Source organism: Streptomyces sp. NPDC047853, assembly GCF_043204535.1.
GTDB lineage: Bacteria > Actinomycetota > Actinomycetes > Streptomycetales > Streptomycetaceae > Streptomyces.
The window spans coordinates 124,807-144,687 of the sequence record NZ_JBIDCI010000018.1 but is presented as its reverse complement, the minus strand read 5'-3'; the positions used below and the strand labels follow the sequence as shown (position 1 = coordinate 144,687).

Here is a 19,881-nt window from a genome sequence, read left to right as displayed (position 1 = left end):
TGACACTGCTCAACAACATCTGGTGGGTGTGGGTTGAGGGGGTGCTGGGGGCCCCCCCGCCCGGCCTCCACAATGTCGCGGGGGGGCCCCGCCGGGGGGGGGGGGGGGGCCCCCGCCCCCCCCCCCCCGCCCGTCGCCGATCGATCTACCCGTCGGTAGCATCCTGGTCATGGCAGACACGCAGCAGGTTGACGCGAAGGCCGAGCGCGAGGCGGCCCGACTCGCCCGGCGGATCGACTCCTTCTCCAAGGCGCACGGCGGTGCCGAGGGCCAGGTGGCCTACCTCGGTGAGCGCGGCGCCCGGATCGTGCTCGTCGGCGCGGACGGCGCCTGGGGCGACGTCGTCGCGCGCTCCCACGAGACGGCCCGCAAGGCCGTGGAGAAGTCGGGCATCACCGTCCACGAGGACTTCGACGGCGAGTTCGCGGCCAAGGTGGAGACCGGCCCCTACGAGTGGTCGCGCATGGCGGGCATCCAGGTGGGCGGGCCGAGCAACACCTGAGACCGGGTTCACCCGTTAGGACCGTGAGAGCCGCAGGGCGTACGCGCCGCGCGGCGCACGGTCCCATCACGGGGAGCCCGGATGATCGAAACGCCGTCCCTGGTGGACCAGTACTGCCACGGCGTCCTGAGAACGGAGCTGGGCCTCGGCACCTTCGAGGCCCAGCTGGCCCGCACCGAGGGACCGCCCGCACCGGGCACCACCCTCTTCGACACCCAGACCGGCTTCGCGGTACGCCGCTGGTGCCCGCCCCTGCTCGGCCTGGAACCGCACTGCCCGCCCGCCCGCTATCTGGCCCGGCGCCGCGAGCTGGGCGTCCTGGAGGCGGACCGCCGCCTGCTGCGCGGCAGCGGCATCACGACCTACCTCGTCGACGCGGGGCTGCCCGGTGACCTCACGGGCCCCGCGGAGATGGCCTGTGCCGCGGACGCCGACACGCACGAGATCGTGCGCCTGGAGCTGCTGGCGGAGCAGGTCGCCGACACCTCGGGCACCGTCGACTCCTTCCTCGCCAACCTCGCCGAGTCGGTGCACGGCGCCGCCGCCGACGCGGTCGCCTTCACCTCGGTCGCCGGCGTACGGCACGGCCTGGCGCTCGCGCCCGAACCCCCGGGGCCGGGCGAGGTGCGCGGCGCCGCCGCCCGCTGGCTGACCGGACGCGAGGTCGGCGGCGAACTGAGCGACCCCGTCCTGCTGCGCCACCTGCTGTGGATCGCCGTCGCCTCGGGGCTGCCGCTCCAGCTGCACGCCGGCCTCGGCGAGCCGGGCCTGCGCATCGACCGCACCGACCCGGTGCTGCTCACCGACTTCGTGCGGGCCACCGCGGGCCTCGGCACCGACCTGGTCCTGCTGCACGGCTACCCGTACCACCGTCAGGCCGCCCACCTGGCCGGCGTCTTCCCGCACGTCTACGCCGACTCCGGCGCCGCCCTGGTGCGCACCGGCGCCCGCGCGGCGACGGTGCTCGCGGAGATCCTGGAACTGGCGCCCTTCGGCAAGATCCTGTTCTCCAGCGGAGCCCAGGGCCTGCCCGAGCTGCACGTGGTCGCCGCCCGTCTGTTCCGCGACGCCCTGGGCCGGGTGCTGGGCACCTGGGTGGCCGAGGGGGCGTGGTCGCTCGGGGACGCGCAGCGGGTGGCGGGCATGATCGCCTCGGGGAACGCCGAGCGGGTGTACGGACTGGGGTGACCCGGGGCCGGGCGGGGGACAGGCCCTAGCGGAGGCCGGCCGGTGACGCGTGCGCCGCCCCGACCTCCTGGGCCGACACTCCGAGCCCCTCCTCCGGCGTCCGCTCGCGCAGCGCCAGCAGCACCCGCAGCGTCGCGATCCACACCAGGCAGGAGCCGAACATGTGCAGTCCGACCAGGACCTCGGGGAGGTCGGTGAAGTACTGCACGTACCCGATGACGCCCTGGGCGAGCAGCACCAGGAACAGGTCGCGGGTGCGGGCCAGGGGGCCCTTGGGCGCGTCGACCGCCTTCAGCACGAACCACAGGGCGAAGGTCAGCGTCACCACGATCCAGGCCAGCACGGCGTGCGCCTTGCTCACCGTCTCCCAGTCGATCGGCATCCGCTCGACCTCGCTGGAGTCACCCGCGTGCGGGCCCGCGCCGGTGACCACCGTGCCCACCGCGATCAGCAGGGCGGAGACGACGACCATCACCCACACCAGCTGGCGCACGGAGCCGCCGACCAGCGGGCGCGGCGCCCCGTCACCCTCCCGGGTGCGCTGCCACATCACGGTCGCGACCGCGATCAGCGCGCTCGACAGCAGGAAGTGCGCCGCGACGGTGTACGGGTTCAGGCCGACGAGGACCACGATGCCGCCGAGGATCGCGTTGCCCATCACGATCCAGAACTGCGCCCAGCCCAGCCGCGTCAGGCTGCGCCGGTACGGCTTCTGCGACCGCGCGGCGATGATCGCCCAGCCGACCGCGGCGCACAGCACGTAGGCCAGCAGGCGGTTGCCGAACTCGATGACACCGTGGAAGCCCATCTCGCTGGTGGTGGTCAGCGAGTCGTCGGTGCACTTGGGCCAGGTCGGGCAGCCGAGGCCCGAGCCGGTCAGGCGCACCGCGCCGCCGGTGATCACGATGACCACCGACATGGCGAGCGCGACGAGGGCCGCCCGTTGAACCGTCCGGGGGTCCGGGGTCCAGCGCGCGGCGATGAAGGCGAGCGGGTTGCGCACGGCGGCTGCGGCGTCGGCACGGGTCACGTTTGGCACGCGGTCCATCGTAGGCGCCCGCTTGTGCATGCTTTCACGAGGGGGTCGTCCACCGGGCGCCCGCCTACTCCCAGCGGAAGAACCTCCCGGCCGCCGCGAGGCCCGCGACCGCCCACCCGGCGAGGATCCCGACGTCGCCCCACGGCATCCCGGCCCCGTGCTGGAGCACGTTCCGCAGCCCGTCCGACAGGGCGGAGATCGGCAGCAGCCCCAGCACGCTGCGCGCAGCGTCCGGGAACTCGTCCAGCGGCACGATCACGCCGCCGCCCACGAGCAGCAGCAGGAAGACCAGGTTGGCCGCGGCCAGCGTCGCCTCGGCCTTCAGCGTGCCCGCCATGAGCAGCCCGAGCCCCGAGAAGGCGGCCGTGCCGAGGACCAGGAGCAGCAGCACGGCGAACGGGTTGCCGTGCGGCGACCAGCCCAGCGCGAAGGCGATCACGGTGAGCAGGACGATCTGGAGCACCTCGGTGACCAGGACGGACACCGTCTTGGCGGTCATCAGGCCCCAGCGCGGCAGCGGCGACGCGGCCAGCCGCTTCAGCACCCCGTACCGGCGTTCGAAGCCGGTGGCGATGGCCTGCCCGGTGAACGCCGTCGACAGCACGGCGAGCGCCAGGACGCCGGGGGCGAGGAAGTCGACGGCCTCGCCGGCGCCGGTGTCGATGATGTCGACCGTGCTGAACAGGACGAGCAGCAGCGTCGGGATGACCACCGTCAGCAGCAGCTGCTCGCCGTTGCGCAGCAGCATCTTCGTCTCCAGCACGGCCTGCGCGGCGATCATGCGGCCGAGCGGAGCGGCACCGGGCCTCGGCGTGTAGGTGCCGGTGGTCGTCGTCATGAGCGCAGTTCCTTGCCGGTCAGTTCCAGGAAGACGTCCTCCAGGGTGTGCCGCTCCACCGAGATCCGGTCCGGCATCACCCCGTGCTGGGCGCACCAGGAGGTCACCGTCGCCAGCAGCTGGGGGTCGATCTTGCCGTTGACACGGTAGGAGCCCGGGGTCAGCTCGGCCGCCGTGGAGTCCGCGGGCAGCGCCTTGAGCAGCGACGCGACGTCCAGTCCGGGCCGGCCGGAGAACCGCAGGGTGTTCTCGGCGCCGCCGCGGCACAGCTCCTCCGGGGAGCCCTGGGCCACGACCCGGCCGGCGTCGATGATGGCGACGTCGTCGGCGAGCTGCTCGGCCTCGTCCATGTGGTGGGTGGTGAGGATCACCGCGACGCCGTCGCCGCGCAGGTCCCGCACGAGGTCCCAGGTGGCGCGGCGGGCCTGCGGGTCCAGGCCGGCCGTCGGCTCGTCCAGGAAGACCAGCTCCGGGCGGCCGACCACGGCCATCGCGAGGGCGAGCCGCTGCTGCTGGCCACCGGAGAGCCTGCGGTACGTGGTCCGGCCGCACGAGCCGAGCCCGAGCCGCTCGATCAGCGCGTCCACGTCCAGCGGGTGCGCGTGCAGCTTCGCCACGTGGCGGAGCATCTCGTCGGCGCGGGCGCCGGAGTAGACACCGCCGGACTGGAGCATCACGCCGATGCGGGGACGCAGCTCGGCGCGCTGCCGCACCGGGTCCAGGCCGAGGACGCGCACGGTGCCGGAGTCCGGCTTCCGGTATCCCTCGCAGGTCTCCACCGTGGTCGTCTTGCCCGCCCCGTTGGGGCCGAGCACGGCGGTGACACCCGCCCGGGCCACCAGGTCGAGGCCGTCCACCGCGGTCTTCGTGCCGTACCGCTTCACCAGGGCCTGGACCTGGACCACGGGCTCGCTTCGCATGGGACACGAGTCTAGGTACGCGGCCGGGGGCCCGGGCGCGGGGGTGCGGGATCTCCTCCGCAGGGGGCGGCGCACCGCCCGCCGGGGGCGCACGCGGGGGCGTCCGGCGGCGCGGAACGGAAGGGGGCGGCCGGGGTGTCGTACCCGAGCGTCTTCGTACGCGGCCCGAGCGCAGGGCGGCGGCCGGCGCACGCGGCCGGGGCGGACACCGCACCGCCGCCCGCCAAACCGCGCCCCTGCACCCGCGCCCCTACGTCCGCGGCCGGTGCACCGGCAGCCAGCGCTCCGCGTAGGCGACCGCGTCGGCCAGCGGGAACAGCCGGGCGACGGCGGCGCCGACCCGTCCGCGCCCCACCGGCCGGTCCCGTTCGAAGTCGTGCCCCAGTTCGTCGAACCGCTCCGAGGTGATCGACACCTCGGTCACCCGCTCCCAGCCCACCGGGCCCGGCCGCCCCACCTCCACCACCGGCGAGGCGATCCGGTACTCGGCGAGATGGAAGGCGGTGCACGCCTCGTAGCCGGCGCCCATGAGCAGTACCCGGGCGCCCAGCCGCTCCAGGGTCGCCAGCGGACTGCGCTCGCCGAGCCGGCAGTCGGTCGCGTGCCCGGCGACCACCTCGGCGGCGCGCGGGCCGAGGGCCGCGAAGGACGTCTGCGGATGCGCGCTGCGCAGGGCGCCCGGCCAGGTGCGCACGGTCTCGGGGACCACCCCGACCCCGCGGGAGGGCGTGATCAGGGGATCGTAGGGCGGCATCGCCCGGCGGACGGTGTCCCACCACTCCTCGGGCACCGGTGGACTCTTCCACAGGGCCGGGTCCGAGAGGTCGCCGGTCTGCGTGGGGACCACCAGCGTGCCGTCCGGTCCGAGCGCGTCGAGCAGCCCCTGGACGACCGCGACGGGCCCGCCGCAGACCCATCCGAGGGAGCTGAGGGAGGAGTGCACGAGGAGCGTGTCGTCGCTGCGCACACCCATCTCGCGCAGTCCGGCGGCGATCGTGCCCCGGGTGACGAGTGGGCCGGTGGGAGGGGGTGCGGGCATGTCGCGGAGTGTCCCGCAGACCCGTCCGGGGCGCCACCGGATTGATCGATCAAAGATCGTTTCCGCAGGTCAGATTAGGTATACCTAAGTGACGCAGGGCACCGTCCGATGATCGCGACGCGGGTTGCCCGTCCCGGAGGAATTACGCAACAATGGCGTTGTGAAAAACGTTGGCGAGGCTCCGCAGGAGGAACTCGCGACCGGTGAGCGGTCCACCCGCAACCGCGTCGCGCGCTCCATCCTGGACCACGGGCCGTCGACCGTCGCCGCGCTCGCCGGGCGTCTGGGCCTGACCCAGGCGGCCGTCCGGCGCCATCTCGACGCGCTGGTCGCCGACGACGTGGTCGAACCCCGCGAACAGCGGGTCTACGGCACGCGCACGCGCGGGCGACCCGCCAAGGTCTTCGCGCTCACCGACTGCGGCCGGGACGCCTTCGACCAGTCGTACGACAAGCTGGCCGCGGACGCCCTGCGCTGGATCGCCGAGCAGGAGGGCGGGGAGCAGGCGATCGCTGCCTTCGCCCGGGCCCGGATCGCCGGACAGGCGGGTGCGTACCGCAAGGCGGTCGAGGCGGCCGCCCCCGACCGGCGCACGGAAGCGCTGGCCAAGGCCCTGAGCGCGGACGGGTACGCTGCTGTCGCGCGGAGCGCGCCCCACCCCCAGCAGGGCGAGCAGCTGTGCCAGCACCACTGCCCGGTCGCGCACGTCGCCGAGCAGTTCCCGCAGCTGTGCGAGGCGGAGACGGAATTCTTCGCCGAGCTGCTCGGTACGCATGTACAGCGGCTCGCGACCATCGCGCACGGCGACGGGGTCTGCACCACGTTCATTCCGAAGACTTCGCACGCGCCGCCCCCCGCGGCGCAGGCGCCCACGAACACCGCTCACGCATCTGCAAGCACGGCCGGGAGGAACCCCGCATGACTCTCCCCACGGAGACTGCTCACCCTGAGCTCGAGGGCCTGGGCAAGTACGAATACGGCTGGGCCGACTCCGACACGGCCGGCGCCTCTGCCAAGCGCGGCATCAACGAGGACGTCGTCCGCGACATCTCCGCCAAGAAGAACGAGCCGGAGTGGATGACCAAGCTCCGCCTCAAGGGCCTGCGCCTCTTCGAGAAGAAGCCCATGCCGAACTGGGGCTCGGACCTGTCGGGCATCGACTTCGACAACATCAAGTACTTCGTGCGCTCCACGGAGAAGCAGGCGGAGTCCTGGGAGGACCTGCCCGAGGACATCAAGAACACGTACGACAAGCTCGGCATCCCCGAGGCGGAGAAGCAGCGCCTCGTCGCCGGTGTCGCCGCCCAGTACGAGTCCGAGGTCGTCTACCACCAGATCCGCGAGGACCTGGAGGAGCAGGGCGTCATCTTCCTCGACACCGACACGGCGCTGAAGGAGCACCCGGAGCTCTTCAAGGAGTACTTCGGGACCGTCATCCCCGTCGGTGACAACAAGTTCGCCTCGCTGAACAGCGCGGTGTGGTCCGGCGGCTCCTTCATCTACGTGCCGAAGGGCGTGCACGTCGAGATCCCGCTCCAGGCCTACTTCCGAATCAACACGGAGAACATGGGCCAGTTCGAGCGGACCCTGATCATCGTCGACGAGGGTGCCTACGTGCACTACGTCGAGGGCTGCACGGCTCCGATCTACAAGTCGGACTCCCTGCACTCCGCCGTGGTCGAGATCATCGTCAAGAAGAACGCCCGCTGCCGCTACACGACCATCCAGAACTGGTCGAACAACGTCTACAACCTGGTCACCAAGCGCGCCGTGGCGTACGAGGGCGCGACCATGGAGTGGATCGACGGCAACATCGGCTCCAAGGTGACGATGAAGTACCCGGCCGTCTACCTGATGGGCGAGCACGCCAAGGGCGAGACCCTCTCCATCGCCTTCGCGGGCGAGGGCCAGCACCAGGACGCCGGCTCCAAGATGGTCCACATGGCGCCGAACACCTCGTCCAACATCGTCTCGAAGTCCGTGGCGCGCGGCGGCGGCCGCACCTCCTACCGCGGTCTCGTCGAGATCGGCGAGGGCGCCCACGGCTCCAAGTCGAACGTGCTGTGCGACGCGCTCCTCGTCGACACGATCTCGCGCTCCGACACCTACCCGTACGTCGACGTCCGCGAGGACGACGTGTCCATGGGCCACGAGGCGACGGTCTCCAAGGTCTCCGAGGACCAGCTCTTCTACCTGATGAGCCGTGGTCTGAGCGAGTTCGAGGCGATGGCGATGATCGTGCGCGGCTTCGTCGAGCCGATCGCCAAGGAGCTGCCCATGGAGTACGCCCTGGAGCTCAACCGGCTGATCGAGCTGCAGATGGAAGGCGCGGTCGGTTAAGACCCGCCCCGAAGCAGTCGCCAGATTTCTGACGTAGGAAGAGAGCAGACCGACAGCCATGGCTGAGGCTCAGAACATCCCCGTGGGGTCCACCACCGCGGGCACGATCGCGGTGGCCGCCGAGTCGACCGTCGCCACGCGCATGAGCGCGCCCGCGTCCTTCGACGTGGCGGACTTCCCGGTCCCGCACGGCCGCGAGGAGGAGTGGCGGTTCACCCCGCTGGAGCGGCTGCGCGGGCTGCACGACGGCACCGCGGTCGCCACCGGCGACGGCGTGAAGGTCGACGTCGACGCGCCCGAGGCCGTCGTCGTCGAGACTGTCGGCCGCGACGACGCGCGCATCGGGCGGGCCGGCACCCCGGTGGACCGGGTCGCCGCCCAGGCCTACTCGGCGTTCGAGAAGGCCGGCGTGATCACCGTCCCCAAGGAGACGGTCCTCACCGAGCCGATCCGCATCAGGGTGCACGGCGAGGGCGGCACCGCCTACGCCCACCAGGTCGTCGAGCTGGGTGCCTTCGCCGAGGCCGTCGTCGTCATCGACCACACCGGTGACGCGGTCCTCGCGGCCAACGTCGACTACGTCCTCGGCGACGGCGCCAAGCTGACCGTCGTCTCCGTCCAGGACTGGGACGACAAGGCCGTGCACGTCGGCCAGCACAACGCGCTGATCGGCCGGGACGCCACCTTCAAGTCCTTCGTGGTCACCTTCGGCGGCGACCTGGTCCGGCTGCACCCCCGGGTCGCGTACGCCGGTCCGGGCGGCGAGGCCGAGCTGTTCGGCCTGTACTTCACCGACCGGGGCCAGCACCAGGAGCACCGCCTCCTGGTCGACCACAACGTCCCGCACTGCAAGTCCAACGTCGTCTACAAGGGCGCGCTCCAGGGCGACGACGCGCACGCCGTCTGGATCGGCGACGTGCTCATCGAGGCCGCGGCCGAGGGCACCGACACCTACGAGATGAACCGCAACCTCGTCCTCACGGACGGCGCGCGGGTCGACTCGGTGCCGAACCTGGAGATCGAGACCGGCGAGATCGTCGGCGCCGGCCACGCCTCCGCGACCGGCCGCTTCGATGACGAGCAGCTCTTCTACCTGATGGCGCGCGGCATCCCCGAGATCGACGCCCGCCGCCTGGTGGTCCGCGGCTTCTTCGCCGAACTGGTCCAGCAGATCGGTGTCCCGGACATCGAGGAGCGTCTGCTCGTCAAGATCGAAGAGGAGCTGGAGGCGTCGGTCGCATGACCTTCGTACGCGTCTGCGGAGCGGACGAGCTGGAGGAGGACACCCCGAAGCGGGTGGAACTCGACGGCACGCCGATCTCCGTCGTGCGGACCGAGGGCGAGATCTTCGCGATCAACGACATCTGCTCGCACGCGAACGTCTCGCTCGCCGAGGGCGAGGTCGACGACTGCCACATCGAGTGCTGGCTGCACGGCTCGCGCTTCGACCTCCGGTCCGGCAAGCCCGACAGTCTTCCGGCGACGCGCCCCGTCCCCGTTTACCCCGTAAAGATCGAAGGGGACGACGTGCTCGTCTCCCTCACCCAGGAGTCCTGAGGCACCCATGGCAACGCTTGAAATCCGAGACCTGCACGTCACCGTCGAGGCCGACAACGCCACGAAGGAGATCCTCAAGGGCGTCGACCTCACCGTGAAGCAGGGCGAGACGCACGCCATCATGGGCCCGAACGGCTCCGGCAAGTCGACCCTCGCCTACTCCCTCGCGGGTCACCCCAAGTACACGATCACCGCGGGCACCGTCACCCTCGACGGCGAGGACGTCCTGGAGATGTCCGTCGACGAGCGCGCCCGCGCCGGCCTCTTCCTCGCCATGCAGTACCCGGTGGAGGTCCCCGGCGTCTCGGTCTCCAACTTCCTGCGCACCTCCGCCACCGCCGTCCGCGGCGAGGCCCCCAAGCTGCGCACCTGGGTGAAGGAGGTCAAGGAGGCCATGGAGCGCCTCAACATGGACCCCGCCTTCGCCGAGCGCAACGTCAACGAGGGCTTCTCCGGCGGTGAGAAGAAGCGGCACGAGATCCTCCAGCTCGAGCTGCTCAAGCCGAAGGTCGCGATCCTCGACGAGACCGACTCCGGCCTCGACGTCGACGCCCTGCGCGTCGTCTCCGAGGGCGTCAACCGCATCCGCGAGACCGGTGAGGTCGGCACCCTGCTGATCACGCACTACACGCGGATCCTGCGCTACATCAAGCCCGACCACGTCCACGTCTTCGCCAACGGCCGCATCGCCGAGTCGGGCGGCCCCGAGCTGGCCGACAAGCTGGAGGCCGAGGGCTACGAGGCATACACGAAGGGTGGCGTATCCGCGTGACACAGCTGCCGGGCCTCCTCGACACCGAGGCGATCCGCAAGGACTTTCCCATCCTGGACCGCCAGATCCACGACGGGCGCAAGCTCGTGTACCTGGACAACGCGGCGACCAGCCAGAAGCCGCGGCAGGTGCTGGACGCGCTCAGTGAGTACTACGAGCGCTACAACGCCAACGTCCACCGGGGCGTGCACGTCCTCGCCGAAGAGGCCACGGCGCTGTACGAGGGCGCACGCGACAAGGTCGCGGAGTTCATCAACGCGCCCTCCCGCGACGAGGTGATCTTCACCAAGAACGCCTCGGAGTCCCTCAACCTCGTGGCCAACATGCTGGGCTGGGCCGACGAGCCCTACCGCGTGGACCACGAGACCGAGATCGTCATCACGGAGATGGAGCACCACTCCAACATCGTGCCGTGGCAGCTGCTCGCGCAGCGCACCGGCGCGAAGCTCCGCTGGTTCGGTCTGACCGACGACGGCCGCCTCGACCTCTCGAACATAGAGGAGGTCATCACCGAGAAGACGAAGATCGTCTCCTTCGTGCTGGTCTCCAACATCCTGGGCACCCAGAACCCGGTCGAGGCGATCGTGCGCCGCGCCCAGGAGGTCGGCGCGCTCGTCTGCGTCGACGCCTCCCAGGCCGCGCCGCACATGCCGCTGGACGTCCAGGCCCTCCAGGCCGACTTCGTGGCGTTCACCGGCCACAAGATGTGCGGCCCGACCGGCATCGGCGTGCTGTGGGGCCGCCAGGAGCTGCTGGAGGACCTCCCGCCGTTCCTGGGCGGCGGCGAGATGATCGAGACGGTCTCGATGCACTCCTCGACGTACGCCCCGGCGCCCCACAAGTTCGAGGCGGGCACGCCGCCGATCGCGCAGGCGGTCGGGCTGGGCGCGGCCATCGACTACCTGCAGTCGATCGGCATGGACAAGATCTTCGCCCACGAGCACGCACTCACCGAGTACGCGGTGAAGCGGTTCGCGGACGTCCCCGACCTGCGCATCATCGGCCCCACCACGGCCGAGGAGCGCGGCGCGGCGATCAGCTTCACGCTCGGCGACATCCACCCGCACGACGTGGGCCAGGTCCTCGACGAGCAGGGCATCGCGGTCCGGGTCGGCCACCACTGCGCCCGCCCCGTCTGCCTGCGCTACGGAATTCCTGCGACCACGCGAGCGTCGTTCTATCTGTACTCCACGCCGGCCGAGATCGACGCACTGGTCGACGGCCTGGAGCACGTACGGAACTTCTTCGGCTGACGGGACGAGCGAAGAGCATGAAGCTGGACTCCATGTACCAGGAAGTGATCCTGGACCACTACAAGAACCCGCACGGGCGGGGCTTGCGGGAGGGCGACGCCGAGGTCCACCACGTCAACCCGACGTGCGGCGACGAGATCACGCTGCGCGTGAAGTACGACGGCACGACGATCAGCGACGTGTCGTACGAGGGCCAGGGCTGCTCCATCAGCCAGGCGAGCGCCTCCGTGCTGAACGAGCTGCTGGTCGGCAAGGACCTCGCTGAGGCGCGGCGGATCCAGGAGACCTTCCTGGAGCTGATGCAGTCCAAGGGCAGGATCGAGCCCGACGACGCGATGGAGGAGGTCCTGGAGGACGCGGTCGCGTTCGCCGGGGTCTCGAAGTACCCGGCCCGGGTCAAGTGCGCCCTGCTGAGCTGGATGGCCTGGAAGGACGCGACGGCCCAGGCACTGGACGGCGCCGACGCCGAGAAGGAGACGACGGCATGACTGAGACCGTGGAAATGAAGCCGGCCTCCGAGGAGGAGGTCCGCGAGGCCCTGCTGGACGTCGTGGACCCCGAGCTGGGCATCGACGTCGTCAACCTGGGGCTGATCTACGGCGTCCACATCGACGACGCCAACATCGCGACCATCGACATGACCCTGACGTCGGCGGCCTGTCCGCTCACCGACGTGATCGAGGACCAGGCCAAGTCCGCCACGGACGGCCTCGTCAGCGAGCTGCGCATCAACTGGGTCTGGATGCCGCCGTGGGGCCCGGACAAGATCACGGACGACGGCCGCGAGCAGCTGCGCGCGCTCGGCTTCAACGTCTGATCCAGCGTTCGAGGCGCACCTCGCGACGACGGCGGCACCCTTTCGGGTGCCGCCGTTCTCGCGTCCGCGGTCGGTGTCGTTATGTACGCTCGTACACATGGGATACCTGCTCCTGGCCGGAGCCATCGCCGCCGAGGTCGCCGGCACCACCGCCATGAAGTACAGCCAGGGCTTCACCAGGCTCGTCCCGTCCCTCCTGACGGCCCTCGCCTACGTCCTCTCCTTCACGCTGCTCGCCCAGACCCTGAAGACCCTCGCCGTCGGCACCGCGTACGCCATCTGGGCGGGCGTCGGCACGGCGGCCATCGCCGCCATCGGCGTGGTGTTTTTGGGGGAGGGGATGACCGCGGTCAAGGCCACCGGCATCGCGCTGATCATCGTCGGCGTGGTCGTGCTGAACCTGGGCGGCGCGCACTGATGACCCGGCGCCACGACCCGGAGCGGCGCCGGCGGATCATCGACGCGGCGATCCGGGTGGTGGGGCGCAAGGGCATCGCCGGCCTGAGCCACCGTTCCGTGGCCGCCGAGGCGGACGTCCCGCTGGGCTCCACGACGTATCACTTCGCCACGCTGGACGAACTCCTCGTCGCCGCCCTCCGCCAGGCGGGCGAGGGCTTCGCCAAGGTGGTCGCCGCACACCCGGCCCTGTCCGACCCGGACGCCGACCTGCCCGGGGAGCTGGCCCGGGTCCTCGGCGCGTGGCTGGCGGGCGACCGCACGGGCGTGGAGCTGGAGTACGAGCTGTACCTGGCGGCCCTGCGCCGTCCCGCGCTGCGCCCGGTCGCGGCCGAGTGGGCGCAGGGCGTCGGCGCCCTCCTCGCCGACCGCACGGACCCCGTCACCGCGCGGGCCCTGGTCGCCGTGCTGGACGGCATCTGTCTCCAGGTGCTGCTGACGGACACGCCGTACGACGAGGCGTACGCGAGGGAGGTCCTGGCGCGGGTCGTCCGCGCCGGCCGGTGACCCGCCGGCCGGCGCCCGCACGCCCCGCGCCGCCCGGCACGCGAGACGGCCACGGGGTCGGCTCGCTTCCGCGGGCGGCGGCCGGTTAGGTTGCCCTCATGACCGACACGACTGCTCCCCGCACCACCGGCGCCGTGGCCGCCGGCCTCGCCACGATCGCCGCCGACGGCACCGTTCTCGACACCTGGTTCCCGGCCCCCGAACTGTCCGCGCAGCCCGGACCGTCCGGCACCGAGCGCCTCACCGCCGAACAGGCCGCGGAGCTGCTCGGCGGCGGCGCCACCGCCGCGGTCGGTCCGGACGCCCGCCGGGGCGTCGAGGTGGTCGCGGTCCGCACGGTCATCTCCTCGCTGGACGAGAAGCCGGTCGACACGCACGACGTCTACCTGCGTCTGCACCTGCTCTCCCACCGCCTGGTACAGCCGCACGGCCAGAACCTGGACGGCGTCTTCGCCCACCTCGCCAACGTCGCCTGGACCTCGCTCGGCCCGGTCGCCGTCGACGACGTCGAGAAGGTCCGCCTCAACGCCCGCGCCGAGGGCCTGCACCTCCAGGTGACCTCGATCGACAAGTTCCCCCGCATGACGGACTACGTGGCCCCCAAGGGCGTCCGCATCGCCGACGCCGACCGCGTCCGCCTCGGTGCGCACCTCTCCGAGGGCACCACGGTCATGCACGAGGGCTTCGTCAACTTCAACGCCGGCACGCTCGGCACCTCGATGGTCGAGGGCCGCATCTCCGCGGGCGTCGTCGTGGGCGACGGCTCCGACATCGGCGGCGGCGCCTCCACGATGGGCACCCTCTCCGGCGGCGGCAACGTGCGCATCACCATCGGCGAGCGCTGCCTGGTCGGCGCCGAGGCGGGCGTCGGCATCGCGCTGGGCGACGAGTGCGTGGTCGAGGCCGGCCTCTACGTCACCGCGGGCACCCGCGTGACCATGCCCGACGGCCAGGTCGTCAAGGCCCGCGAACTGTCCGGCGCCTCCCACATCCTCTTCCGCCGCAACTCGGTCACCGGCACGGTCGAGGCCCGCCCGAACAACGCGGTGTGGGGCGGCCTGAACGAGATCCTGCACAGCCACAACTGACCGGCCGCGGCCGGTTCGTGTGACGGTCGAGTCGCCCCCGTGGCGGTGCCCTGCCGGGCCCGGTGCGGGGGCGCTCAGCGTTTCGGGGCCCGGTGGCGTTTCAGCAGCGCGATGACGCGTGTCTGGTCGGCCGGTCCGTTCTGCCCACCGCGCGACCGCAGGCGGGCGGGGTGGTGTCCCGCCAACGGAATAGCGGCGCGTGCTTCGAGCGCCCCCCGCACGTACGGATGATCTCCCGTGTCCTCGGGGTGGTCCCGGCGGATGAACGGGTGGACGCAGGGTCCGATCAGAAGCCGATCCGACGAAACGAGGGCCTGGTATGACGAACGAACGGTCGAGGACCGTGGCGCGCCTGCTGGCCGGGGCGGGCGCCGCGGTGCTGGTGTGCTGGGGGGCGGCGGGGGCCGCGCACGCCGACGAGACCACCACGGGCTCGCACAACGGACCCCGGGTCGGCCTCCTCAACGTGCACGTGGGCCAGATCGACGACCCGGCGGAGGACGTGCTGGAGCACACGCTGCTGCTCGGGGACGGTTACACCTGGAGCTGACCGGTGGCGCCGACCAGCTCCTCGTAGGTGGCGAGGAGCCGGTCGGTGGTCGGCCGGTCCGCGGGTCGCAGCGGGGCGCGGACCGGCCCCGCGGGCAGGCCGAGCGCGCCGAGGAGGGCCTTGGCGGTGACCGTGCCGGGCAGGCCCGCCGCCATGACGGACTCGACGAGGGGGATCGCCCGCCGCTGGAGCAGGGCGGCCCGCCCGGTGTCCCCCGCGTCGAAGGCGTCGAGGACGGCCCGGAACAGTTCGGGTACGACGTTCGCGACCGTGCTGACGTACCCGATCGCCCCGATCGCGTACAGGGCGAGGACCTGCTCGTCGCACCCCGCGTAGTACGCCAGGTCGGTGCGGGACAGGACGCGCTGGGTGCCGAGGAGGTCGTAGGAGCAGTCCTTGACGGCGACGATCCGGGGGTGCCCGGCCAGGCGCACGAGGGTGTCGGGCTCGATGCGGGTGCCGGTGCGGCCCGGGATGTCGTAGAGCGCGAGCGGCAGCCCGCAGGAGTCCGCGACCTCCCGGAAGTGCTCCTCCAGGGCGTCCTGCGGGGGCCTGCTGTAGTACGGCGCCACCACCAGCAGGCCGTCCGCGCCCGCCTTCTCGGCGGCCCGGGCCAGTTCCACCGTGTGCCGCGTGTCCGCCGTGCCCACCCCGGCGACGAGCGCCGCCCGGTCCCCGACGGCCTCCCGCACCGCCGTGATCAGCGCCGTCTTCTCGGCGTCCGTGGTGGTCGGCGACTCGCCGGTGGTGCCGGACAGCACCAGTCCGTCGCAGCCCCGCGCCACCAGCCGGTCGGCGAGCCGCCGGGCGCCGTCGAGGTCGAGGGCGCCCGCCTCGGTGAAGGGGGTGACCATGGCGCACAGGGTGCGGCCGAAGGGGGGTGGGGCGGGGCGGTCGGCTGTCGTCATGGCAGTAGTCTCGGCGCGCGGATCGTTTAGCTCCACTTAATTCCTCTACGAGGTATCTCTAAGGAACGCTGCGCGGTCGGGCGGTCGAGAGGGAGAGGGTAGCGACGGTCGGCGCGGGTACCCGGGTGGCTCCGAACCGAGAGGAGGCGGAACCGTGACCGGGACCATGCACACCAGGCCAGTGCACGACGAACACCACTCCGTGGGCGAGCTCGTCGGTCAGGCCACCGAACAGCTCTCCCGGCTCGTGCGCCAGGAAGTGGCCCTCGCCAAGATGGAGCTGGCCGAGAAGGGCAAACGCGTCGGGCGCGGCGGCGGGATGCTGGGCGCCGCGGGCGCCATCGCGTACGTCGGTCTGATCGCCCTCGCCGGTACGGGTGTCGCCGCGCTCTCGCTGGTGCTGCCCGTCTGGGCCGCGGCGCTCATCGTGACGGCGGTGCTCTTCGTGATCGCGGGCGTGCTGGCCATGACCGGCCGCTCCCAGCTGCGCCGCGCCGCACCGCCCAAGCCCGAGGAGACCCTCGGCAGCGTCAGGACCGACGTGGATGTGATCAGGGAAAGGGCGCATCGATGACCGACGCGACGAGCGGGGACGGCACCAGGGCCGGTTCCACCGCGCAGCCGACCGGCGGGGCCAAGGGGCCCGACGAACTGCGAAGGCAGATCGAGCAGACCCGCAGCGACCTCGGCGACACCGTGGAGGAGCTGGCGGGCAGGGCGGACGTGAAGGGCCGTGCCAAGGCCCGGGCCGCCGACCTCCGGGACAAGGCCGGCGCCATGACCGTGCAGCTGCGCAGTTCCGCCGCGCAGGCCGGGCACACCGTGCAGCACAAGGCGGGCCGCGCCGGTCACCGGGCGCAGCACAAGGCGAGCCGGGCCGGACACACGGCGCAGGAGAAGGCCGGGCAGGCCGGGCACGCCGTGCAGGAGAAGGCAGGCCAGGCCGGGCACGCCGCGCAGCAGCGGGTGCCGGAACGGGCGCGCGGTGCCGTCCGGGCCGGGCTCGGACATCCCCGTGCGGTGCTGGTCGCCGGGGCAGCGGCCGGCGCGGTGGTCGTGGCGGGCGTCGTACTGCGGCGCCGGCGTCAGGGTCCCTGCTGACGGGCGTCACGGGGCACCGCTGCCGGCGTCACGACGAGGGGCCTCCCGGCCGGAGGCCCCTCGCGCACGTCCGCACCGGAAGGCGCTTGACCTCAACCTTGGTCGAGGTCGGAGGGTGGTGCACGCACCCGGTGCGCACGCATCCGGGGATCACCGACCACCGGAGGCCGGCATGACCCGCCGTACCGACGCCCACCCCGAACTCCTCCGTACCGACGTCCGGGCGCCCTTCTTCAGCACCTGGCGCGTGCGCACCCCCGAACGGCAGCGGCAGACCGTGGAGGCCATCGCCCGCACCTGGGAGAACCGCCCCTGGCCCGCCGACGACCTGAAGAGCTACCACGTCTACACCGGTCACGACGGCAGCACCCTGCTGCACCACTCGCAGTGGACGAGCGAGGGGGCCTACGAGTCCTTCGTGAAGACCCACCGGCAGGAACGCGTCGACGAGATCGACACCGCCGTCCCGGGCATCGAGCGGCTGGGGCTCGGCCGGTACCGGCGGTACCGCAGCCTCACCCGGGACGGGGGCGCGGCGGCCGTCCCGGGCTGCGTCGTCATCGTCGACGTCGCGTTCGAGGGTCCCGACCCGAAGCGGCAGCGCGCCTGGGTCGACGCGGTCCTCGACGCCCTGGCGAGCGAGCCGGAGCCGCACCCCGGGGGCATCTCCGCCCACTTCCACCTCAGCACCGACGGCACCCGCATCCTCAACTACGCGGAGTGGGAGAGCGCCGGGGCCCACATCGACGCCCTCGCCGCTCCCGGCGACGGCGTCGGCTCGGCGACCGCGCGGTGGGAGCGGGTGCAGCGCTGGCCGGGCCTCAGGAGCAGCACGGTCAACCGCTACGACCACGCCCTCGGCCTCGTGCCCCGCTGAACCCGCCCCCACCGCACGCCGGTCACGGACGGAAGCGCAGCACCTGCGGGTCGTGGTCGCTCACCTGGTCGTGGAACTCGGCGTTGACGTGCACGCTGTCGTACGACAGCCGCCCGGCCCACCGGACGGACGGGCTGACCAGGATCTGGTCCAGGACCTGGCTGTTGCCCTGGTAGACGTACGAGTAACGCTCGCTCGGCGGCAGCGACTTGACCGCCGACCACAGGGCGCCGCCGTCCTCCAGGATGCGGGTGGTCCGCGAGAACTCGAAGTCGTTGATGTCGCCGAGGGCGATGACGTCCGCGTTCTTCTGGACGGCGAGGACCTCCTTGACGAAGGTGTTCACGACCGCCGCCTGGAGGTGGCGCTGGGTCTCCGAACCGCGGGACGGCGGCTGGTACTGGGCGGTCAGCCCCTGGTCGCCGCCCTTGGAGTTGAAGTGGTTGGCGACGACCACGACCGTCCGGCCGCGGAAGACGAACTCGCCGGCCAGCGGCTTGCGGCTGTTCGCCCACGCCGGGTTCGCCGGGTCGACGCGGCCGGGGGAGTGGGTGAGCGCCGCCCTGCCGCGCACCTTCGTCACCGCGGTCGGAGTGGTCGCGTCGCCGGCCCCACGGTCGGTGAAGGAGACCCGCTCCGGGTCGAACAGGAACGCCTGGCGGATGTTGCCGCCGGGCTCGCCGCCGTCCGCCTTGTCGACCGGGTCGATCCCGCGCCAGTCGTAGCGCGGGCCACCGGCCGCGGCGATGGCGTCGATCAGCTTGCCGACCGTCGCGCCGGCGGTCACCGTGCCGTCGTCCGTGGCGCCGTTGTCGTCCTGGATCTCCTCCAGGGACACGATGTCCGGCGACTTCAAGTGCCGCACGATCGCTTCGGCGTGCGCGGCGAAGGTGTCGTCGGACGGGTCCAGGTTCTCGACGTTGTACGTCGCCACCGCCAGTTCGCGGCTGCTCTGCGCACGGGTCGACTCGCGCTCCAGGCCCCCGCTCTCCAGGGCGCCGAGCTCGCTCGCGACCAGCGTGTAGCCGCCGTACTGGTTGTAGTCCAGCGGGCCCGCGGTGGTGCCGGCCAGGGTGTCGCCCACGTTGGCGTCGGGGAAGTCGGCCGGCCTGCCCAGCGACTGGATCTGGAGCCGGCCGGTGTTCTGGGAGTCGTAGGAGCCGTACACCGTGCCGCCGCGGCGGTTGGCGTTCTCCCGGGGCTTCACCGTGATCCAGAGCTCGGTGTACGGGTCGGTGGCGCCGACGACACGGGCGTCCGAGACCCGCACGTTCATGCCCTCCAGGGACTCGTAGAAGTCCAGGGCGTACTTCGCCGGCCGCAGGGTCAGCCCGCCCACCGAGCCGCCCGCGTCCGCGTCGCCCTCGGGGGCGTACGCGCGCGGTACGGACCGGGCGGACACGGTCGTCGCGGCCGGGACCGGGTTGCCGCTGGAGACGACGGTGAACGTCGGGCGGGTGATCTCGGTCAGCGACTGGTTGCCGGAGGATGTGCCGCCGGGGACGTACTCCGTGACCGTGCCGGAGACGGTGACCGCGTCACCGACGGCGACCTTCGGGACGGAGTTGGTGAAGACGAAGACACCCTCGCTGGTGGCCGGGTCGGCGTCCGGACTCGGATCCTGGATCCAGAAGCCCCGGGAACCGTAGCCGCGTACGCCGGTGACGATTCCGGCCACGTCCGTGACCTGCTTGCCCGCGTACGGCGACTGGCGGGTGGTGCCCTGGATGTCGTGGACGCGGACGGAGTCTGCGTGCGCGGGCGAGGTGAGTACGACGGTGGACGTCACCGAGCAGACGGCGGCGACGGTGAGCGCGGCGAGGCGCGCCGAGGACTTGCTGGCCAACGGAATCCCTCCGGGGACGTGACAGAGCGCCGGGACGAGGGTGGGACGTGGGGCGCGAGGGGTCACAGGGCACACGTGGGCCTGAGTGAACACTTGTCCCCCCGCTTTCTACGCGCGTCAATCTCCTGCCTGGCCAAGCCGGTTGTCAAGGTTTCGGCCATGTACTCCACCCGTCGGAGAGATGAACCGGGCGGCATGGGGTGAAACCCGTCTAGGCTGAGCGGCCGAGCCGTACGGCGCCCGGATGGCCGTACGGCCGTCGAGGCGCGGCCGCACGGCCGTC

23 protein-coding genes are annotated in these 19,881 nt (G+C 71.9%); 17 read left to right on the top strand and 6 right to left on the bottom strand.

All coding sequences use genetic code 11. From position 1 onward, the window contains the following. Positions 1–169: 169 nt before the first annotated feature. Together ACGF5T_RS28815 and ACGF5T_RS28810 are read left to right on the top strand one after the other, a co-directional pair. A complete protein-coding gene (locus ACGF5T_RS28815) occupies positions 170–502 on the top strand; it encodes a hypothetical protein (RefSeq protein ID WP_356607841.1) in 333 nt (110 codons plus the stop codon). An 81-nt stretch (positions 503–583) separates the two neighbouring features. Continuing rightward, positions 584–1,690 carry an amidohydrolase family protein gene (locus ACGF5T_RS28810; protein WP_366766243.1) on the top strand — a complete coding sequence of 369 codons (1,107 nt, stop codon included), beginning with the start codon at positions 584–586 and terminating at the stop codon, positions 1,688–1,690. Positions 1,691–1,715: 25 nt separating this feature from the next. Here the strand turns inward: ACGF5T_RS28810 and ACGF5T_RS28805 are convergent, their stop codons facing one another. The 4 genes from ACGF5T_RS28805 to ACGF5T_RS28790 form a co-directional block, all read right to left on the bottom strand. Further along, positions 1,716–2,738, bottom strand: a complete 1,023-nt coding sequence (locus ACGF5T_RS28805) for a COX15/CtaA family protein (protein ID WP_366766244.1) — start codon at positions 2,736–2,738, stop codon at positions 1,716–1,718. A 55-nt stretch (positions 2,739–2,793) separates the two neighbouring features. Next, positions 2,794–3,567, bottom strand: a complete 774-nt coding sequence (locus ACGF5T_RS28800) for an ABC transporter permease (RefSeq protein WP_366766245.1) — start codon at positions 3,565–3,567, stop codon at positions 2,794–2,796. Beyond that, on the bottom strand, positions 3,564–4,487 hold the full coding sequence (locus ACGF5T_RS28795; protein WP_366766246.1) for an ABC transporter ATP-binding protein: 924 nt from the start codon (positions 4,485–4,487) through the stop codon (positions 3,564–3,566). Before ACGF5T_RS28795 ends, ACGF5T_RS28800 begins: the two co-directional genes overlap by 4 nt. Positions 4,488–4,737: 250 nt before the next feature. Further along, a complete protein-coding gene (locus tag ACGF5T_RS28790; RefSeq protein ID WP_366766247.1) occupies positions 4,738–5,526 on the bottom strand; it encodes an AAC(3) family N-acetyltransferase in 789 nt (262 codons plus the stop codon). Between the two features lie 160 nt (positions 5,527–5,686). Here ACGF5T_RS28790 and ACGF5T_RS28785 point away from each other — a divergent pair, with 160 nt between their 5' ends. The 12 genes from ACGF5T_RS28785 to ACGF5T_RS28730 all read left to right on the top strand — a co-directional run bounded on the left by ACGF5T_RS28785 (position 5,687) and on the right by ACGF5T_RS28730 (position 14,866). Next, on the top strand, positions 5,687–6,448 hold the full coding sequence (locus ACGF5T_RS28785) for a winged helix-turn-helix transcriptional regulator (protein WP_366766248.1): 762 nt from the start codon (positions 5,687–5,689) through the stop codon (positions 6,446–6,448). Further along, positions 6,445–7,866 carry a Fe-S cluster assembly protein SufB gene (sufB, locus tag ACGF5T_RS28780; protein ID WP_003976894.1) on the top strand — a complete coding sequence of 474 codons (1,422 nt, stop codon included), beginning with the start codon at positions 6,445–6,447 and terminating at the stop codon, positions 7,864–7,866. Before ACGF5T_RS28785 ends, sufB begins: the two co-directional genes overlap by 4 nt. A gap of 58 nt (positions 7,867–7,924) precedes the next feature. Beyond that, positions 7,925–9,109: a Fe-S cluster assembly protein SufD gene (gene sufD / locus ACGF5T_RS28775; protein WP_361016099.1), complete on the top strand. Its 1,185-nt coding sequence runs from the start codon at positions 7,925–7,927 to the stop codon at positions 9,107–9,109. Next, a complete protein-coding gene (locus tag ACGF5T_RS28770) occupies positions 9,106–9,423 on the top strand; it encodes a non-heme iron oxygenase ferredoxin subunit (RefSeq protein ID WP_356607825.1) in 318 nt (105 codons plus the stop codon). Before sufD ends, ACGF5T_RS28770 begins: the two co-directional genes overlap by 4 nt. Positions 9,424–9,430: 7 nt before the next feature. Next, the gene (gene sufC, locus ACGF5T_RS28765) at positions 9,431–10,195 is read left to right on the top strand and encodes a Fe-S cluster assembly ATPase SufC (RefSeq protein ID WP_356607823.1); all 765 of its coding nucleotides are present in this window, start codon (positions 9,431–9,433) and stop codon (positions 10,193–10,195) included. Continuing rightward, positions 10,192–11,448: a cysteine desulfurase gene (locus tag ACGF5T_RS28760; protein WP_356607821.1), complete on the top strand. Its 1,257-nt coding sequence runs from the start codon at positions 10,192–10,194 to the stop codon at positions 11,446–11,448. Before sufC ends, ACGF5T_RS28760 begins: the two co-directional genes overlap by 4 nt. Positions 11,449–11,465: 17 nt before the next feature. Then, positions 11,466–11,936, top strand: a complete 471-nt coding sequence (gene sufU, locus ACGF5T_RS28755) for a Fe-S cluster assembly sulfur transfer protein SufU (RefSeq protein ID WP_356607819.1) — start codon at positions 11,466–11,468, stop codon at positions 11,934–11,936. Next, a complete protein-coding gene (locus tag ACGF5T_RS28750; protein ID WP_064727279.1) occupies positions 11,933–12,265 on the top strand; it encodes a metal-sulfur cluster assembly factor in 333 nt (110 codons plus the stop codon). The genes sufU and ACGF5T_RS28750 overlap by 4 nt, the downstream gene beginning before the upstream one ends. Positions 12,266–12,362: 97 nt before the next feature. Beyond that, entirely contained in the window at positions 12,363–12,683 is a 321-nt protein-coding gene (locus tag ACGF5T_RS28745; RefSeq protein ID WP_366766249.1) for a multidrug efflux SMR transporter, read from the top strand. Next, positions 12,683–13,228: a TetR family transcriptional regulator gene (locus ACGF5T_RS28740; protein ID WP_366766250.1), complete on the top strand. Its 546-nt coding sequence runs from the start codon at positions 12,683–12,685 to the stop codon at positions 13,226–13,228. Before ACGF5T_RS28745 ends, ACGF5T_RS28740 begins: the two co-directional genes overlap by 1 nt. A gap of 98 nt (positions 13,229–13,326) precedes the next feature. Next, on the top strand, positions 13,327–14,316 hold the full coding sequence (gene dapD / locus ACGF5T_RS28735) for a 2,3,4,5-tetrahydropyridine-2,6-dicarboxylate N-succinyltransferase (protein WP_356607813.1): 990 nt from the start codon (positions 13,327–13,329) through the stop codon (positions 14,314–14,316). A 319-nt stretch (positions 14,317–14,635) separates the two neighbouring features. Next, positions 14,636–14,866 carry a hypothetical protein gene (locus ACGF5T_RS28730; RefSeq protein WP_356607811.1) on the top strand — a complete coding sequence of 77 codons (231 nt, stop codon included), beginning with the start codon at positions 14,636–14,638 and terminating at the stop codon, positions 14,864–14,866. Here ACGF5T_RS28730 and dapA read toward each other — a convergent pair. Beyond that, positions 14,851–15,774 (bottom strand): 4-hydroxy-tetrahydrodipicolinate synthase, encoded by a 924-nt coding sequence (gene dapA / locus ACGF5T_RS28725; RefSeq protein WP_361016109.1) that lies wholly within the window; start codon positions 15,772–15,774, stop codon positions 14,851–14,853. The genes ACGF5T_RS28730 and dapA overlap by 16 nt on opposite strands. A gap of 154 nt (positions 15,775–15,928) precedes the next feature. Here dapA and ACGF5T_RS28720 point away from each other — a divergent pair, with 154 nt between their 5' ends. The 3 genes from ACGF5T_RS28720 (at position 15,929) to ACGF5T_RS28710 (ending at position 17,752) form a co-directional block, all read left to right on the top strand. Continuing rightward, a complete protein-coding gene (locus ACGF5T_RS28720; RefSeq protein WP_356607807.1) occupies positions 15,929–16,348 on the top strand; it encodes a phage holin family protein in 420 nt (139 codons plus the stop codon). Further along, positions 16,345–16,875, top strand: a complete 531-nt coding sequence (locus ACGF5T_RS28715) for a DUF3618 domain-containing protein (protein WP_356607805.1) — start codon at positions 16,345–16,347, stop codon at positions 16,873–16,875. Before ACGF5T_RS28720 ends, ACGF5T_RS28715 begins: the two co-directional genes overlap by 4 nt. Positions 16,876–17,047: 172 nt before the next feature. Beyond that, on the top strand, positions 17,048–17,752 hold the full coding sequence (locus ACGF5T_RS28710) for an antibiotic biosynthesis monooxygenase (protein ID WP_366766251.1): 705 nt from the start codon (positions 17,048–17,050) through the stop codon (positions 17,750–17,752). Positions 17,753–17,774: 22 nt separating this feature from the next. Here the strand turns inward: ACGF5T_RS28710 and ACGF5T_RS28705 are convergent, their stop codons facing one another. Then, positions 17,775–19,598 (bottom strand): endonuclease/exonuclease/phosphatase family protein, encoded by a 1,824-nt coding sequence (locus ACGF5T_RS28705; protein ID WP_366766252.1) that lies wholly within the window; start codon positions 19,596–19,598, stop codon positions 17,775–17,777. Positions 19,599–19,881: the final 283 nt, after the last annotated feature.

Bases quoted from the DNA above. Each gene is read 5' to 3' on its own strand.
- ACGF5T_RS28815 (WP_356607841.1), top strand. From the start codon at position 170: ATGGCAGACACGCAGCAGGTTGACGCGAAGGCCGAGCGCGAGGCGGCC.
- ACGF5T_RS28810 (WP_366766243.1), top strand. From the start codon at position 584: ATGATCGAAACGCCGTCCCTGGTGGACCAGTACTGCCACGGCGTCCTG.
- ACGF5T_RS28805 (WP_366766244.1), bottom strand. From the start codon at position 2,738: ATGGACCGCGTGCCAAACGTGACCCGTGCCGACGCCGCAGCCGCCGTG.
- ACGF5T_RS28800 (WP_366766245.1), bottom strand. From the start codon at position 3,567: ATGACGACGACCACCGGCACCTACACGCCGAGGCCCGGTGCCGCTCCG.
- ACGF5T_RS28795 (WP_366766246.1), bottom strand. From the start codon at position 4,487: ATGCGAAGCGAGCCCGTGGTCCAGGTCCAGGCCCTGGTGAAGCGGTAC.
- ACGF5T_RS28790 (WP_366766247.1), bottom strand. From the start codon at position 5,526: ATGCCCGCACCCCCTCCCACCGGCCCACTCGTCACCCGGGGCACGATC.
- sufB (WP_003976894.1), top strand. From the start codon at position 6,445: ATGACTCTCCCCACGGAGACTGCTCACCCTGAGCTCGAGGGCCTGGGC.
- sufD (WP_361016099.1), top strand. From the start codon at position 7,925: ATGGCTGAGGCTCAGAACATCCCCGTGGGGTCCACCACCGCGGGCACG.
- ACGF5T_RS28770 (WP_356607825.1), top strand. From the start codon at position 9,106: ATGACCTTCGTACGCGTCTGCGGAGCGGACGAGCTGGAGGAGGACACC.
- sufC (WP_356607823.1), top strand. From the start codon at position 9,431: ATGGCAACGCTTGAAATCCGAGACCTGCACGTCACCGTCGAGGCCGAC.
- sufU (WP_356607819.1), top strand. From the start codon at position 11,466: ATGAAGCTGGACTCCATGTACCAGGAAGTGATCCTGGACCACTACAAG.
- ACGF5T_RS28750 (WP_064727279.1), top strand. From the start codon at position 11,933: ATGACTGAGACCGTGGAAATGAAGCCGGCCTCCGAGGAGGAGGTCCGC.
- ACGF5T_RS28745 (WP_366766249.1), top strand. From the start codon at position 12,363: ATGGGATACCTGCTCCTGGCCGGAGCCATCGCCGCCGAGGTCGCCGGC.
- ACGF5T_RS28740 (WP_366766250.1), top strand. From the start codon at position 12,683: ATGACCCGGCGCCACGACCCGGAGCGGCGCCGGCGGATCATCGACGCG.
- dapD (WP_356607813.1), top strand. From the start codon at position 13,327: ATGACCGACACGACTGCTCCCCGCACCACCGGCGCCGTGGCCGCCGGC.
- ACGF5T_RS28730 (WP_356607811.1), top strand. From the start codon at position 14,636: ATGACGAACGAACGGTCGAGGACCGTGGCGCGCCTGCTGGCCGGGGCG.
- dapA (WP_361016109.1), bottom strand. From the start codon at position 15,774: ATGACGACAGCCGACCGCCCCGCCCCACCCCCCTTCGGCCGCACCCTG.
- ACGF5T_RS28715 (WP_356607805.1), top strand. From the start codon at position 16,345: ATGACCGACGCGACGAGCGGGGACGGCACCAGGGCCGGTTCCACCGCG.
- ACGF5T_RS28710 (WP_366766251.1), top strand. From the start codon at position 17,048: ATGACCCGCCGTACCGACGCCCACCCCGAACTCCTCCGTACCGACGTC.